16 protein-coding genes and 1 tRNA gene are annotated in these 14,608 nt (G+C 55.2%); 9 read left to right on the top strand and 8 right to left on the bottom strand.

Going from position 1 to position 14,608, the window contains the following annotated elements:
* Position 1 precedes the first annotated feature (1 nt).
* The gene (locus tag OSB_RS16760) at positions 2-151 is read right to left on the bottom strand and encodes a hypothetical protein (protein WP_169750360.1); all 150 of its coding nucleotides are present in this window, start codon (positions 149-151) and stop codon (positions 2-4) included.
* 86 nt (positions 152-237) lie between these two features.
* On the opposite strand from OSB_RS16760, the gene OSB_RS01865 reads away from it, so the two are divergent.
* The 9 genes from OSB_RS01865 to ureG all read left to right on the top strand — a co-directional run bounded on the left by OSB_RS01865 (position 238) and on the right by ureG (position 6,136).
* Positions 238-312: transfer RNA gene (locus tag OSB_RS01865), tRNA-Thr, on the top strand.
* A gap of 378 nt (positions 313-690) precedes the next feature.
* Positions 691-1,452, top strand: coding sequence for an urease accessory protein UreD (locus tag OSB_RS01860; RefSeq protein ID WP_234967335.1), 762 nt, complete (start codon positions 691-693; stop codon positions 1,450-1,452).
* 3 nt (positions 1,453-1,455) lie between these two features.
* The gene (locus OSB_RS01855; protein WP_049833382.1) at positions 1,456-1,758 is read left to right on the top strand and encodes an urease subunit gamma; all 303 of its coding nucleotides are present in this window, start codon (positions 1,456-1,458) and stop codon (positions 1,756-1,758) included.
* Positions 1,759-1,767: 9 nt separating this feature from the next.
* Complete coding sequence (locus tag OSB_RS01850; RefSeq protein ID WP_049833381.1) at positions 1,768-2,073, top strand: urease subunit beta; 306 nt, start codon at positions 1,768-1,770, stop codon at positions 2,071-2,073.
* On the top strand, positions 2,074-3,783 hold the full coding sequence (gene ureC, locus OSB_RS01845; protein ID WP_049833380.1) for an urease subunit alpha: 1,710 nt from the start codon (positions 2,074-2,076) through the stop codon (positions 3,781-3,783).
* 10 nt (positions 3,784-3,793) lie between these two features.
* The gene (locus OSB_RS01840; RefSeq protein ID WP_049833379.1) at positions 3,794-4,405 is read left to right on the top strand and encodes a hypothetical protein; all 612 of its coding nucleotides are present in this window, start codon (positions 3,794-3,796) and stop codon (positions 4,403-4,405) included.
* 9 nt (positions 4,406-4,414) lie between these two features.
* Complete coding sequence (locus OSB_RS01835; RefSeq protein WP_049833378.1) at positions 4,415-4,882, top strand: urease accessory protein UreE; 468 nt, start codon at positions 4,415-4,417, stop codon at positions 4,880-4,882.
* Positions 4,872-5,519 carry an urease accessory protein UreF gene (locus OSB_RS01830; RefSeq protein WP_049833377.1) on the top strand — a complete coding sequence of 216 codons (648 nt, stop codon included), beginning with the start codon at positions 4,872-4,874 and terminating at the stop codon, positions 5,517-5,519. Before OSB_RS01835 ends, OSB_RS01830 begins: the two co-directional genes overlap by 11 nt.
* On the top strand, positions 5,516-6,136 hold the full coding sequence (gene ureG / locus OSB_RS01825) for an urease accessory protein UreG (RefSeq protein ID WP_049833376.1): 621 nt from the start codon (positions 5,516-5,518) through the stop codon (positions 6,134-6,136). The genes OSB_RS01830 and ureG overlap by 4 nt, the downstream gene beginning before the upstream one ends.
* Here the strand turns inward: ureG and urtE are convergent.
* The 7 genes from urtE to OSB_RS01790 all read right to left on the bottom strand — a co-directional run bounded on the left by urtE (position 6,128) and on the right by OSB_RS01790 (position 14,551).
* Positions 6,128-6,823: an urea ABC transporter ATP-binding subunit UrtE gene (gene urtE / locus OSB_RS01820; protein ID WP_049833375.1), complete on the bottom strand. Its 696-nt coding sequence runs from the start codon at positions 6,821-6,823 to the stop codon at positions 6,128-6,130. The two genes, ureG and urtE, sit on opposite strands and share 9 nt — an antisense overlap.
* Positions 6,824-6,826: 3 nt before the next feature.
* Positions 6,827-7,567, bottom strand: coding sequence for an urea ABC transporter ATP-binding protein UrtD (urtD, locus tag OSB_RS01815; protein WP_049833374.1), 741 nt, complete (start codon positions 7,565-7,567; stop codon positions 6,827-6,829).
* Positions 7,564-8,796: an urea ABC transporter permease subunit UrtC gene (gene urtC, locus OSB_RS01810; RefSeq protein WP_049833373.1), complete on the bottom strand. Its 1,233-nt coding sequence runs from the start codon at positions 8,794-8,796 to the stop codon at positions 7,564-7,566. The genes urtD and urtC overlap by 4 nt, the downstream gene beginning before the upstream one ends.
* A 4-nt stretch (positions 8,797-8,800) precedes the next feature.
* Positions 8,801-10,750 carry an urea ABC transporter permease subunit UrtB gene (gene urtB, locus OSB_RS01805; protein ID WP_049833372.1) on the bottom strand — a complete coding sequence of 650 codons (1,950 nt, stop codon included), beginning with the start codon at positions 10,748-10,750 and terminating at the stop codon, positions 8,801-8,803.
* A 68-nt stretch (positions 10,751-10,818) separates the two neighbouring features.
* The gene (urtA, locus tag OSB_RS01800; protein WP_234967388.1) at positions 10,819-12,039 is read right to left on the bottom strand and encodes an urea ABC transporter substrate-binding protein; all 1,221 of its coding nucleotides are present in this window, start codon (positions 12,037-12,039) and stop codon (positions 10,819-10,821) included.
* 512 nt (positions 12,040-12,551) lie between these two features.
* The gene (locus tag OSB_RS01795; protein ID WP_049833371.1) at positions 12,552-14,144 is read right to left on the bottom strand and encodes a saccharopine dehydrogenase family protein; all 1,593 of its coding nucleotides are present in this window, start codon (positions 14,142-14,144) and stop codon (positions 12,552-12,554) included.
* A complete protein-coding gene (locus OSB_RS01790) occupies positions 14,141-14,551 on the bottom strand; it encodes a thiol-disulfide oxidoreductase DCC family protein (protein WP_049833370.1) in 411 nt (136 codons plus the stop codon). Before OSB_RS01790 ends, OSB_RS01795 begins: the two co-directional genes overlap by 4 nt.
* Positions 14,552-14,608 lie beyond the last annotated feature (57 nt).

The following is a 14,608-nucleotide window of genomic DNA, read 5'->3' as shown; positions in this document are numbered from 1 at the left end:
GTTACTCTTTCTCACTGGGGGCTTTTTCGCCCGCTTCTTTTGACGCTTTCGCGCGTGCTTGCACCTTACGACGTCCAAGGTTTGCCTTCAACGCGGCCTTTAGCCGGTCTTCGCGCGTTTGGGGTGTCTTGGATGGCGATTTGTTGTTCATGGGAACCTGTTACCTGAACGCGTAAAAACCGTCCAGTCAGGGCTTGCGGAAACACCAATTTACGTCTACTTCGCGCTCCATCGGTTGCTGCTGTAGCTCAGTGGTAGAGCGCGTCATTGGTAATGACGAGGTCGGGAGTTCAATTCTCCCTAGCAGCACCATTATCCCCCAAGTCTTTGATGCGTTCGACACAATGAACGCGCGCAAGCATTCTCGCAGCGCTTTCAACCGCCATTCACGCAAGCAGCCGGCAATCAAATGCGCTACATTAACTGATCGATTCAGGGTTTTAGCGTAGCCAAACAGCAGTTTTATTTCTGCGTACTTTTTAATCCAATGCTGCAGTTTTCGCCCAATTATTAATCACGATACCTTGAGGCTCGACTCAAATACCTACAGTCCTTTCTGGTAGCGCGAGTCCATGATGGATTGCAGCGTGGTCTTAGCGGCGGGAACTGAACATCAACCAATCTACTCCAATAACTTTGCGCACGGCGGCGGCTGCGCAACCTCGTTCAGTCGGGGCAGCTTCCGTTAGCGTGGCTTCGGACGGCACGCGTTCGCGCATCAAGGCGTTGCGCCAATCGGGTTCTCTGCGGTTGGTTTTCCCACGCTCCCTCACGACCGATGTCGAAGCAGTTATCGTCAACACATCCGGCGGAATAACGGGTGGTGATCGCTTTGATCTTGATTTGGCCGCGGCAGAAAACGCGTCGCTTACGATCACAACGCAGGCAGCTGAACGGGCCTACCGCGCGCAACCCGATGAAGTTGGAAAACTAACCACGACGCTTAAGGTCGGTAACGGCGCTCAACTTCGCTGGTTCCCACAAGAGCTTATTCTGTTTGAGCGCTGCAACCTTCAACGCCGTTTGGATATCGAACTCGCCCCATCCGCACGCTTGCTTATGGTCGAACCGGTCGTCTTTGGTCGCGCCGCGATGGGCGAAACATTGCAAGACGTGCGTTTTCACGACCGCATCAAGATCATGAGAAATAGCATTCCGGTCTATGTCGATGGCATCGATCTTGTTGGCGATGCAGACACCAAATTGAACAGTGCAGCAATTGCTGGCGGTGCGGGTGCGATGTGCAGTGTCGTCATGGTTTCGCCTGATGCGGCGCAACAGTTGGACAAAACCCGAGGCATGCTGCCCGACACTGCCGGTGCGAGCCTGTTGGGTGACGACATCCTCGTGATCCGCATGCTTGCCGCCGACAGCTATGAACTTCGCCGAACTCTTATCCCCGTACTTGAACACTTGAACCAATCCCCTCTCCCCGTGTCATGGAGGCTTTAAGCCATGCAACTTACCCCGCGAGAAAAAGACAAACTCCTCATCGCTATGGCCGCCGAGGTCGCCCGCAAACGTTTGGCGCGCGGCGTTAAGCTAAACCATCCTGAAGCGATTGCCCTAATCACAGACACCGTGGTTGAGGGCGCGCGCGACGGGCGCTCTGTCGCGGATATGATGGAAGCGGGCGGTTTAGTCGTCACCCGCGATCAATGCATGGAAGGCATCCCCGAGATGATACACGACGTGCAAGTCGAAGCGACCTTTCCAGACGGCACCAAGCTCGTCACCGTCCACAACCCGATTAGGTAGGAGAACGCCATGATCCCCGGAGAGCTTTTCCCAGCCGATACGCCGTTGACCCTGAATGAGGGTGCAGAGGCGATCACGCTTAACGTAGCCAACACCGGCGACCGCCCTGTGCAGGTCGGCAGTCATTACCATTTCGCGGAAACCAACCCAGCGTTGGATTTTGATCGAACTGCGGCCCGCGGCATGCGTTTAGACATCGCAGCTGGAACCGCCGTGCGGTTTGAACCAGGCCAGCGTCGCGACGTGCAACTGATCCCCTTTGGGGGCGATCGTAAAATCTTTGGTTTCAACCAAGAAATAATGGGAGACCTATAGATGCCTCGTGAAATCCCCCGCGCTCAATATGCCGCCATGTTCGGCCCCACTACAGGTGACAAAGTTCGTCTGGCTGATACCGATCTGATCATCGAAGTTGAACGCGACCTCACCACCTACGGTGAAGAGGTGAAGTTCGGCGGCGGCAAGGTGATCCGCGACGGAATGGGCCAATCCCAAGTCACCCGCGCTGGTGGTGCTGTGGATACGGTCATCACCAATGCGCTGATCGTGGACCATTCTGGCATCTACAAAGCGGACGTTGCGCTGAAAGACGGCCTCATCCACGCCATCGGCAAAGCTGGCAACCCCGACACGCAATCCGGTGTCGATATTATCATCGGACCAGGGACAGAGATTATCGCAGGTGAAGGCCGCATTCTGACGGCGGGCGGTGTCGACAGCCACATCCACTTTATTTGCCCACAACAGATGGAAGACTCCCTGCATTCCGGTGTCACCACTTGTTTTGGCGGCGGCACTGGGCCCGCGCACGGGACATTGGCCACGACCTGCACGCCGGGCCCTTGGCATATCGGGCGGATGTTGCAGTCCTTTGACGGGATCACCATGAACATCGGCCTGTCCGGCAAAGGCAACGCCAGCCAACCAGACGCCCTGGTTGAGATGGTTCAAGCCGGTGCTTGTGCGCTGAAACTGCACGAAGACTGGGGCACCACCCCTGCCGCGATTGATTGCTGCCTTGGCGTTGCCGATGATCTTGATGTGCAGGTGATGATCCACACGGACACGCTAAATGAATCCGGCTTTGTCGAACACACCGTTGGCGCCATGAAAGGCCGCACGATCCACGCTTTCCATACTGAAGGCGCAGGCGGCGGCCATGCCCCAGACATCATCAAGATTTGCGGGCATGACAATGTCATACCAAGTTCGACCAACCCAACGCGCCCCTTCACGGTGAACACGTTGGAAGAACACCTCGATATGTTGATGGTGTGCCACCACCTCGACAAATCGATCCCCGAAGACATCGCGTTCGCCGAAAGCCGTATTCGCCGTGAAACCATCGCAGCCGAAGACATCTTGCACGACATCGGTGCGTTTTCGATCATCGCGTCTGACAGTCAGGCTATGGGTCGCGTCGGAGAAGTCTTGATCCGCACATGGCAAACCGCCGACAAAATGAAAAAGCAACGCGGCGCATTGACAGACGAAACGGGTGACAACGACAACATGCGCGTGCGCCGCTACATCGCGAAGTACACGATCAACCCCGCCATCGCGCAGGGTGTGGGACATGTGATCGGTGATATCTCTGTCGGAAAACGTGCTGATCTCGTGCTTTGGGACACGGCATTCTTTGGGGTGAAACCCGAAATGGTACTGATGGCGGGTTCGATTGTTGTGGCGCAAATGGGTGACCCGAATGCGTCTATTCCGACGCCACAACCCGTCTATACTCGGCCGATGTTTGGCCAGTATGGCAGCGCGCAACAACATACCTCAGTCAGCTTTGTATCCGGTGTTGCACAAGACGCAGGCCTGCGTGAGACTCTTGGCCTCGCAAAGCAGACCGTCGCGGTGAAGAACACACGAACCATCGGTAAGTCAGACATGGTGCTGAACGACGCGACGCCTAGTGTTGAAGTCGATCCAGAAACCTATGAGGTTCGCGCGGACGGCGAATTGCTCACCTGCCAACCAGCGGATGTGCTACCCATGGCGCAACGTTACTTTATGTTCTGAGAGGTCAAAAATGATCCAAGTTTCAAAACCCCTTTGCATGACCTTTCTCGCAAGCCTTTTGCTGACCCCAATCGGTGCAATCGCGCAATCCAGTTGCCCAACAGCGGCAATGCTGGACGGGGATGGCATACGTTTTGACCAAGACAACGGTGACTACGAAATTCACAGCATGGCGTCCAACGGGGCGGTTCAGCAAACCACTTTCTATGACGGCGATGAAAGTCTCAACTACGTGGTTCATGGCATTCACGTGCTTCAGCTGAGTTCAATCGAGAATGGGCGGGTCATCCCAGATTCACTTTGGCAATTTGTTTTTGAGATGCCGATTGCCGACATGCCCGCCCCTATCGCGGGTGGATCATGGTCAGCGCGGACGACACAAATCCAAATGGGCGAAACACAGGTTGAAAACGTGCGTCACCGTTGGGGGGCTTTGACCAGCGTCCAGTTTGGCAATTGTACGTTGGACGCGATCCCAGTGACCGCAAAATACACCAACAGTGACTACAACCACACCGAAGAAATGCTTTATTTTCCAGATCTCGAGACAGCCATCCTGACAGCCTACTCCGATCCCGACGGCAGGGACGATTACACTTTCGTTTCTGTTCGGGCTGAATGAGGCGCGCGAATGGCTGACTTAACTGCACAAACTGTCAAACGGCATGCACATGCCACGGCTCCGTTTGGCCGTTGTACGTTAACCTATGACGACCGGTTCTTACGTCGCAAGATGTTGACGACAGATGACGGCGGGAAGTTCCTTGTTGATCTTGAAAGTACCACGTCCTTGAACCAAGGGGACGCGTTCGTGCTTTCCGACGGACAATTGGTTGAGGTTTTGGCCGCTGACGAAAACCTGCTACGCATCACAGGCAACTTGACCCAGCTGGCGTGGCACATTGGCAATCGCCACACGCCCTGCCAGATTGAGCCAGATCACTTACTGATACAGGCTGATCCCGTCATCGGTCACATGCTTGAGCACCTCGGCGCGACCGTGCAGCCAGTTGTCCAGCCCTTCACACCCGAAGGCGGCGCGTACGGGCACGGGCGCACCCACAGTCATGAACATGTAGCGACAGCACATGACCACTAACGGCGATATCCTTACTTTGGCGCAATGGCTCTCCCCCAGTTTTCCTGTCGGGGCGTTCGCCTATTCCCATGGTCTTGAAATGGCGATTGCGGACGGCGTAATCGGCACCGCTGGCGAAATGCAGGATTGGCTTACGGATGTGCTGCGCAATGGAAGTGGACGCAACGACTGTATCTTGTTGCGGGCCGCTTACGGCTGTGCAGATCGTGAGGCATTGGACATGGTCAATGCACATGGCGTCGCCAATTCATCCTCTGCCGAGCGACGAATGGAAAGCGAGCGGCAGGGTGCGGCGTTCACCAAAACCGTAGCCGACATTTGGGATGTCGACGCGCCTGAGCACTTGTTTCCGGTCGCCGTTGGTGCAGCGGCTGCACGTTTGAACCTTGACCCGACATTGACGGCGTCGATGTATCTGCACGCCTTTGTCAGCAACTTGGTGTCCGCATCCGTTCGCGCCGTCCCACTCGGGCAAACCGAAGGCCAAGCCGTGCTTGCAGCCCTTGCGCCCGTATGCACCGAAATCGCAGACGACACGGCACTTTCCAGTCTTGATGACTTACAAAGCACCGCGTTCTTGTCGGACATCGCAGCAATGCGACATGAAACTTTGCAGCCTAGGATTTTTCGCTCATGACACAGAACAATGGTCCATTGCGCATTGGTATTGGCGGACCGGTTGGCGCTGGCAAAACAACACTGACGGCGGCATTGGCGCGTGCTTTGCACCCCAAGCTTTCGATTGGGGTCATCACCAATGACATCTACACGCAAGAAGACGCAGAAGCCTTGATGCGGATGCAAATCTTGCCACAAGATCGGGTTATTGGTGTCGAAACGGGTGGCTGCCCCCACACCGCAATCCGCGAAGACGCGTCTATCAATCTGGCGGCCATCGCCGAAATGCGAACCCGCCACGACGATCTGGAAGTTGCGATGATCGAAAGCGGCGGGGACAATTTATCCGCGACGTTCAGTCCCGAGTTGGCCGACCTCACGATCTATGTGATCGACGTAGCCGCCGGCGAAGAAATTCCGCGCAAGGGTGGGCCTGCAATCACCAAGTCGGACATTCTTGTGATCAATAAAACCGACCTCGCGCCGCATGTTGGCGCGTCTTTGGACGTGATGGAGCGCGACGCGAAACGTATACGCGGCGATCGTCCCTTCGTGTTTTGCTCACTGCGCAATGATCAAGGGGTCAACGATGTGCTGCAGTTGATCTCAAACATCGGCGGACTGACGCTAGACTGACACGAGGCCCAGCAGTTTTTCTCGCTCAACATCCTTGGACGGCGCATCGAGCGTAACCGAACCGCGGTTCATCGTTACGAACTGATCCCCAAGTTCAAACGCGAAATCGAAGAACTGCTCGACCAACACGATCGCGATCTCACCTTGATCGCGCAGCTTTGCAATCACGTCACCGATGTGTTGGATGATGTTGGGCTGGATACCTTCCGTGGGTTCATCAAGCAGCAGCACAGACGGTTTGGTGATCAATGCCCGCGCAATTGCGAGTTGCTGTTGCTGTCCCCCGGAAAGATCGCCCCCGCGCCGCGCAGACATTTCATGCAACACTGGGAACAGCTCGTAGATGTGATCGGGAACGTTGTGAGCGCGCCCATCAAGACAGGCAAACCCAGTTTCTAGGTTTTCAGTCACGGTCATCATCGGGAACACTTCGCGACCTTGTGGGACATAGGCGATCCCTGCCCTAGCTGCGTTGACAGCCGAGTGTTTCTCAATCAGCGAACCGTTCAACGCAATCGACCCTGACGCGATCGGGTGGCGGCCCGCGATGGCTTTCAAAAGCGATGTTTTGCCAACCCCGTTTGTCCCCATCACAGCGGTGATTTCACCTTTTTTCGCGGTCAGATTGATCCCGTTCAAGATTTGGCTTTGTCCGTATTTCAACGTTAGGTCTGTGACATCCAACATGCTTTAGCGCCCCAAATAGACGTCAACGACGTCCTTGTTTTTCGTTACGTGATCCAAACTGCCCTCGGCCAGAACCGAGCCTTCGTGAAGAACTGTGACCTTGCAGTTCAAGCGGCGCACGAATTCCATATCGTGCTCAACCACGACCACGGCGCGGGTCTTGGCGGCGCGCACCAACAAGTCGGTCGTGTGTTCGCGTTCCGCCGGTGTCATCCCTGCGGCGGGTTCATCGACAAGCAACAGACGCGGATCCTGCGCAAGCAGCATTCCGATCTCGAGCCACTGTTTCTGACCGTGGCTCAGCGCGCCTGATTGCTGGTCCAACGCATCCGTTAGGCCGATTTCATCGCTTATCTCACGAACGCGGGCCTCACGGTTCGTGGCCTTTCCGCCGAACAAAACATCCAACGGTCCGCGCTTGTTGCGCAGTGCCATAACAATGTTTTCATGAACGGTCTGAGCTTCAAACACGGTTGGCTTTTGAAACTTGCGCCCGACACCCGCTTGGGCGATCTGGCTTTCGGTCATGCCTAACAACGACACCGATTTTTCGCCAAAGATGACCCGCCCTTCATCAGGGCGCGTTTTACCCGTGACGATATCCATGAACGTGGTTTTGCCTGCCCCATTGGGGCCAATTACGGCACGCAGTTCAGGTTCCGCAATTTGGATTGACAGATTGTTGATCGCGCGAAACCCATCGAAGGTGACTGAAACGCCGGAAACTTCCAAAAGCGTGCTCATGATGGCTCTCCTTCTTTGTCGCGCCATGCACCTTGATCGGGGCCGAAATCACCCTGCCTTTCAGGGTCCTTCTTCTTGGCAATGGCATCAAACACACCACCGATACCTTTAGGGAAGAACAGCGTGACCAATACAAAGGACAGACCAAGCAAGACCAGCCACCAATCAGTCCACTTAATCACATAGAACCCGAGGTTGATGTTGGGGGCGGAACCGCCGGTAAACCATGACGACAACAGCGACACCAAGGCCGCACCAATCACCGCACCATAAAGCCGACCGCGCCCACCAATCGCCACCCAGACCGCCAGATAAATAGATGCGATAGGTGCAATTTCCGCGGGGTTGATGATGCCCGCTTGGGGGTAATACAGCGCGCCTGCGATGCCCGAAACCATCGCCGTGAGAGTAAAGACGAACAGCTTGTACTGCTCAACATGGTAGCCAAGGAAACGCACGCGCGCTTCGTTGTCGCGGATTGCGCGAATGACCGATCCGAACTTACCTGAGACGACATAGGCGAACAAAACATAACCCAATCCCAGTGCCAGCGCCGAAGCCCAGAAGAACCAAAGCGAGACGATATCCTGTCCGCGATCCTCAAGGCCCGGAATATTCTGCAAACCTGACAGCCCGTTGTTTCCGCGCAGTCCCGTGTCGTTTTGGAACAAATAGAGCGACAGCGCCAAGGTCATCGCTTGTGTCAGGATCGAAAGGTAGACGCCTGTGACGCGGCTGCGAAAGGCCAACCAACCGAAAACGAAGGCCAGCAAGCCTGGCACCAACACAACGGCAAGCAGCTGCAGCGGTAAGCTGTGCGAAAACATCCATATCGCAGGAAAGTCCGAGCTTCCGACAACGCCGAAAATCTGGCTCCCGATTGCGTCTGTGACCTCCTGCGGCGTGGGGGGCAATACTGATGCCTGCAGGGATGTCTGTACGATGGCTTCGGTGCGGGCATACATCAACCACATGCCGATAGCGTAGCCACCGATGCCGAAGAACGCGAAATGGCCAAGGCTAAGGATGCCGCAGTATCCCCAAACCACGTCCATCGCGATGGCGACCAGACAAAGGCAAAGCGTCTTGCCGAGGGTCTTGAGGAACGAAGTCGAGATTAAGCCAAAGCCAGTTGCTTCGCTCAGCACGGTTACGGACACCGTGAATACCGACAGCGCCAAAAGGAACCAAAGGATTGACGGGTTACGAGCGATCAATGTGTTTTTCATGTCCTCAATCCCCCGCCGCGCGACCCTTAAGGGCGACAATGCCCTTGGGTCGGAATTGAATGAACAGAATTACGAACAAGATCATATAGGTCTGCGCCGCCAAGGTGTTGGAAGGGTTAAACCACTCAATCCCCTTTTGCGTGAACCCGATCAACGATGCCCCCGCAAGGGTGCCCCAAACGTTACCAACGCCGCCGACAACAACCGTCATGAAGGACTGGACGATGTAATCAGCGCCCATTTCCGAGGTCACCTTGGCATAAAGCCCGATGGCGACCCCCGCGATGCCCGCAATGCCAGACCCAAGCCCGAACGTCAGCATGTTGATGCGGTCAGGGTTGATACCCATGCTTGCCGCCATGCCGGGGTTTTGCGTCACAGCGCGGACTTCTAGGCCCAATCGTGTGCGTTTTAATATGAACAGGATGAGGCCCAAGAACAGCAACGCGAGGACGAAAATCGCGATGCGAATGTAGCTGATCTGGATCACGTCATTCACGACCCAAGCCCCAGCCAACCAATCCGGCGATGTCAGCGGACGCGCCTGCGTCCCGAAGATGTTCTTCGCCAATTGCTGCAACACAATCGCGATGCCGAACGTCGCCAGAAGCGTTTCAAGCGGACGGTGGTATAGATGACGGATGACCAATCGCTCCATTGCTACACCAGCGGCGAAGGTAACGGCAAATGCCGCGGGCAACGCGATGATGATAGACAACGTATAGTCCGGAACGATTTGCTGAACGACGTAGCCGGTATAGGCGCCCATCATAATGAACTCGCCGTGCGCCATGTTGATAACGCCCATGACGCCAAACGTGATCGCAAGGCCAATCGCCGCGAGAAAGTAGATCGATGCCAGCGACAATCCATCAAGCGTCAGATCGAGGGTTTCCCCAACTGCTAGTTGCGTCGAAATCGCGTCCTGTGCCTGTTTGGCCGCGCCAGTGATCGTTGCATCGGGTTCGACATAGGCAAGATAAAAGGTGTGTGCAGCCATAGCTGCAACCTGCGCATCCGGTGTGACAAATGGCGGTGCATCCCCGCGGTCGGCCAAGGTTTGATAGGCGGCAACCCGTGCCCCATCGGTATCAAGGGTCGAAACATCAACTCCGGCCACATGCCCATCCACAACCTGCGCCGTTAGAACGGTCACGATATCTTCGGGTGCGACTGTCGCATCCGCGAGGTCCGCATCAACCAGCAACTGGTATGCTTCATCTTCCGTCAGGTCCTCGCCAATCTCGAGGATACGGGCAACGTTGATTTCGTTAGGGATTGAGCTTGCAACGAATTGGCGGGTCGTCAGAATTTGACTCACGACGCCGCGCACTTCTACGCTTACGTCACCAGAAAGATCGTTGATGGCTGCGACCCTTGCGCTTGGGTCTTCATCAAATTGCGCCGTCAGCTGCCGTTCCAGCTGCTGTTTACGCGCGAGGATTTCTGCATCCGGCTCTCCATCGATGCTCGCCCTTAGTGGCTCGAGTTGATCGCCGGACGGGTCGCGACCAATGGCGTCGAGAGCAGATTGGCGGCGTGTAATATCAGGATCGGACAACAGAAACTGAACCAAAGCGCTGCTGATCACGCGGCGCACGCCTGCATTGGGTTTGGCTTGGCTAAATCCGTCATCATCGGCAACGGTCGTGACCTCTGCGGTGTCCAGATCGGTAAGGATCAAACCATCCCCGTCTTCTACAGCGCGGAAAAACAAACCGTCGGCGTCGCGCTGCCAAATCTCTTTGGCGCGCCATCCTTCTAGGAAATCAGGAATGCCAGTGGCCGATGAAGCGACCAAGGCTGCAATCACATCATCCACCGTACGGCGCGAAGGTTTCGCGACAGCTTCAGCGTTGTCTTGCAGGACATCTTGCAGGGATTGCGCTTGGACGGATTGGCCAAAAACCAGCACCAAACAAAGCGATAGGCACGCGAAGAGAAGGCGCAGCATTGGGTATTCTTTCTTTGAAAATAGTTGAGGTGGGCAAGGCACGTGCCCTGCCCACCTCGGAATGCATCTTAGTAGTTAGATGTCAGCTGAACGCATGTTTCAGTTTCAGTGTTGTACATGCCGCAACCGAGGTCTTTCCAATCAGAAGTTAGAACCGCAGATTCTGGCAAGAAGTCTGTCCATGCATCGCCCGGAACTTCGCTTGTCTGGCTGATGATGTCGAACTGACCGTCCGCTGTGATTTCACCAATCAGAACTGGCTTAGACAGGTGATGGTTTGGCAACATAACGGCTGTGCCGCCTGTCAGGTTCGGGAACTCCTGACCGTACATTGCTGTGCGAACTGCGTCGACATCGACGGTACCCGCAGCTTCAGCGGCGTTCACCCACATGTTGAAACCGATGTAGTGGGCTTCCATTGGGTCGTTTGTGACGCGTGTGTCGTCGCCAGTGTAGGCTTGCCAATCAGCGATGAACTGCGTGTTCGCTTCGGTGTCTGCAGACATGAAGTAGTTCCATGCAGCCAAGTGACCAACCAATTCGGATGTGTCAAAGCCAGACAGCTCTTCTTCACCAACTGAGAAGGCGACAACTGGGATGTCGTCAGCGGAAACGCCGGCAGCAGCCAATTCTTTGTAGAAACCTACGTTCGCGTCACCGTTGATTGTGGAGATAACGCCAACTTGGTTGCCGTTAGCACCGAGCGCCACAACGTCACCAACAATCGTTGCCCAGTCAGAGTGACCGAATGGTGTGTAGTTCACGAAGATATTCTCAGGCGCGATACCTTTTTCGATCAGGTAGCTTTCGAGAATGTTGTTGGTCGTACGTGGGTAAACATAGTCAGTTCCCAACAGCGCGAACTGTTCAACACCAAGCTCTTCAAGGAAGTAGTCAACCGCTGGGATCGCCTGCTGGTTTGGCGCAGCTCCTGTGTAGAACACGTTACGTGAAGACTCTTCGCCTTCGTACTGGACTGGGTAGAACAGAAGGCCGTTCAGCTCTTCGATCACAGGCAAAACAGATTTACGGGAAACAGACGTCCAGTTACCAAAAATTACATCAACTTCGTGAACTGTCAGCAGCTCACGTGCTTTTTCAGCGAACAGCGGCCAATCGGATGCAGGGTCAACAACGACCGCTTCCAACTCACAGCCAAGCACGCCGCCAGCTTCGTTTTGTGTGGCGACAAGCATTTGCATCGTGTCAGCCAGTGTTGTTTCGGAAATCGCCATTGTGCCGGACAACGAGTGCAGAACACCCACTTTGATGGTGCAATCTTGCGCCATCGCGCTGCTACCCGCAGCAATCAAAGTAATTGTCGACAGAGTAGAGAGAAGTTTTTTGGACGTATTCAAAGGATCGGTCCCCCGTTTTTTGCCGCTACATACCAAATCAACGTTGCGCCTATTCATGAGGCGTTAACTGTTGTATCCGGCTAGCCGCAGCTTTTTGTTGCAGCCATGCGAGGGTTGTTTTCTTCCACGATCACGCCCTTGCATGGCACTCATGCCCCCGTTTGTGGGGACAGCAGGACCCTTTACGCCCAAGAGCCGCACGACAACGTCAAGCGGCGCAATTTGCGTCAGATCAATCTGGAATGCCTATTTTCTAACCTTAGTTAACGGAGGTCGCTTACTTTTCAGGCAGATGAGCGCTGCAATAGGGACGTTTTTTGCACACTCCGGACGCCAACAGCTCAATTCATTGGCGCAAGTCTCTGCCCCGATTCCACAAAGTTTATTTTCAAAAACCCCCAACCACAGGTTGCGAAGTTTGAGAATGGTCGCCTCATCAACGACTACTCTGGCTTTAGCCAACCTTTGTAATGGATCAGTGTCGCGCCTGTCGGGGCTTTCAACAGTACATCGAAATGGAACAGCCCGTCTTTGTCGACTTCCGAAGCGATGCTTTGCGGCAGCATAAAGCGCGGGATCGGGATGAACCCGATGCGGCCACCCGTCACAGGAAAATGCAGCGTGCCGTCTTGAATTTGCAGACCAAGGTTAAAGGTCAACGCGCCGAAGCGCTCTGTCATACCTTTATCGCTTGGGCGCAGGAAAGATTTGAAAGTCTTTGTCCCGAAACGGCGCACCCATGTTTCACCGCGACCATCAGGGGTTTTCACCACTTCGACTTCGACACTTTGCGCTGATGGCGGGAACCCGAACAACAACGCCCCGATGCGGGCAAGCAACCCGGTGCCGCGCGTCACGCTCGCCATGCCTTTGAACGCGCGGGGTGTAACTGCGTTGTGCGTCGCCGATATAACGTCAGGCAACGTATCAAACTGTGCACCAAGAACCTGTTCAAATATCGGAATGGCATCCTGTTGCGTATGTTCGGTCTCGATGTCGAGATCATCAAAGCAGGCTTCGATTTGATCTAGTGCGACCAAAGACAACGCTGGACCTGCGCCGGATTTCAGGGTGGCTAGGTCACGACATGCTGCGCGGATCGCGATCGCGGGCGTATAGGGGCCGTCCCCGTTTTCCGCCCGCATAACCCATGTCTTGCGAATGAAGCCCGCATCGTTTGGAAGTGTCACGTCGACAACCATGGCTCCGCGATCTGTCCCAAACGGTTCCAGCGCTTTTGCGCCAAGCATCATCAAAGACACGAACCAGTTCGGAACGCCAAAGCCGATTTTGCTGCGGACAAGCGACAACACCCCGAGCCCATACCGCATCATGCCAAGCTCAAGCCCCGCCCGAAAGCTAACGCTTCGGCAGTTGAAATGATCGGGGAACAATCGTTGGTCGGGAACTTCAATCCGCCAACCTTGGCGCCTGTATTCCCCAAGATCATAGGTCTTAGATCCCGACCACGAGCGCACCGGCACATCGCGCCCACCCAGACGTTCAACGTAAGTTTGCCCGGTTTGATCGAGGATGCTTTCCACGACCGCTCGCCCACGCGGCGCTTTGTTACCGGGTAAGATCGCTGTTTCGATCATCAAAGGCGTTTGCCCAGCGCAGAGTGCCTCAACCGCCGCTGAAGAAACGGCAGGAACGGATGACATGCCTGAGGCGACGGTAACGCCTGCGGTTTTTGCCGCACCTTCGAGCACATTGATCCCCTGACAAAACGCGGCATTGTCGCAGAGATCAAAGTAGTGCGATCCAGCTTCAATTGCCGCTTTCGCGATACGGTATGGATCATCGCCATAAGCGTGAAACGGACCCGCGGCATCAGCAATCACATCATAGTCGTCAAACGATGAAAGCGGCCCGTTCCTGTCAAATTCGACATGGGCAAAACTGGCAAGCTCAGGTGTTTTCATCGGATCCGGCTTTCGCCGACTGGCAATTGTGACGTCATGCCCATCCCGCGCCAAAAGCTCACATAGGCGCGAACCGAACATTCCGGTACCGCCAATAACCAGCACCTTCATGGCAACAACCTCGCCTGAAGTTCTGCGTTTGGGATTTCGCACATCTCCGCACGACCAAACATCGTATACCTATTGCGCGCAACGCGGGCGTACATCCAGTCACGAACGGGTTTTGGGAAAACTTTGAACCAAACCAAAAGCCACCCGATGCCACCGGTTCGACGGCCCAGTCGAATAACGGCATCAAGGTCGCGTGTGACTGTTCCATCTTCTTCGATGAACAACCATGAATCCGGATCAAGCGGATCAAGCCCGTGCCCCACCATCAATGCCGTCCCGGCTTCACCCTGTATTGGGGCGATCTTGATGGTTCCGGTCTTGTCCAACCGGTGCACCATCTTCGCGCCAAACGCGCAAAGCGCGCATGTGCCGTCCATCACAGCAATCGCATGGGGCTCATTATTCATCAGGGTTCCTTTTCGTTACCTGATGAATAAACGAAAAGCGCCGCCCCGAAAGGGCGG

Origin of the sequence: Octadecabacter temperatus, from assembly GCF_001187845.1 — a bacterium.
Lineage (GTDB): Bacteria > Pseudomonadota > Alphaproteobacteria > Rhodobacterales > Rhodobacteraceae > Octadecabacter > Octadecabacter temperatus.
This window is presented reverse-complemented; position numbering and strand designations above follow the sequence as displayed.

Bases quoted from the DNA above. Each gene is read 5' to 3' on its own strand.
- OSB_RS16760 (WP_169750360.1), bottom strand. From the start codon at position 151: ATGAACAACAAATCGCCATCCAAGACACCCCAAACGCGCGAAGACCGG.
- OSB_RS01855 (WP_049833382.1), top strand. From the start codon at position 1,456: ATGCAACTTACCCCGCGAGAAAAAGACAAACTCCTCATCGCTATGGCC.
- OSB_RS01850 (WP_049833381.1), top strand. From the start codon at position 1,768: ATGATCCCCGGAGAGCTTTTCCCAGCCGATACGCCGTTGACCCTGAAT.
- ureC (WP_049833380.1), top strand. From the start codon at position 2,074: ATGCCTCGTGAAATCCCCCGCGCTCAATATGCCGCCATGTTCGGCCCC.
- OSB_RS01840 (WP_049833379.1), top strand. From the start codon at position 3,794: ATGATCCAAGTTTCAAAACCCCTTTGCATGACCTTTCTCGCAAGCCTT.
- OSB_RS01835 (WP_049833378.1), top strand. From the start codon at position 4,415: ATGGCTGACTTAACTGCACAAACTGTCAAACGGCATGCACATGCCACG.
- OSB_RS01830 (WP_049833377.1), top strand. From the start codon at position 4,872: ATGACCACTAACGGCGATATCCTTACTTTGGCGCAATGGCTCTCCCCC.
- ureG (WP_049833376.1), top strand. From the start codon at position 5,516: ATGACACAGAACAATGGTCCATTGCGCATTGGTATTGGCGGACCGGTT.
- urtE (WP_049833375.1), bottom strand. From the start codon at position 6,823: ATGTTGGATGTCACAGACCTAACGTTGAAATACGGACAAAGCCAAATC.
- urtD (WP_049833374.1), bottom strand. From the start codon at position 7,567: ATGAGCACGCTTTTGGAAGTTTCCGGCGTTTCAGTCACCTTCGATGGG.
- urtC (WP_049833373.1), bottom strand. From the start codon at position 8,796: ATGAAAAACACATTGATCGCTCGTAACCCGTCAATCCTTTGGTTCCTT.
- urtB (WP_049833372.1), bottom strand. From the start codon at position 10,750: ATGCTGCGCCTTCTCTTCGCGTGCCTATCGCTTTGTTTGGTGCTGGTT.
- urtA (WP_234967388.1), bottom strand. From the start codon at position 12,039: ATGGCGCAAGATTGCACCATCAAAGTGGGTGTTCTGCACTCGTTGTCC.
- OSB_RS01795 (WP_049833371.1), bottom strand. From the start codon at position 14,144: ATGAAGGTGCTGGTTATTGGCGGTACCGGAATGTTCGGTTCGCGCCTA.
- OSB_RS01790 (WP_049833370.1), bottom strand. From the start codon at position 14,551: ATGAATAATGAGCCCCATGCGATTGCTGTGATGGACGGCACATGCGCG.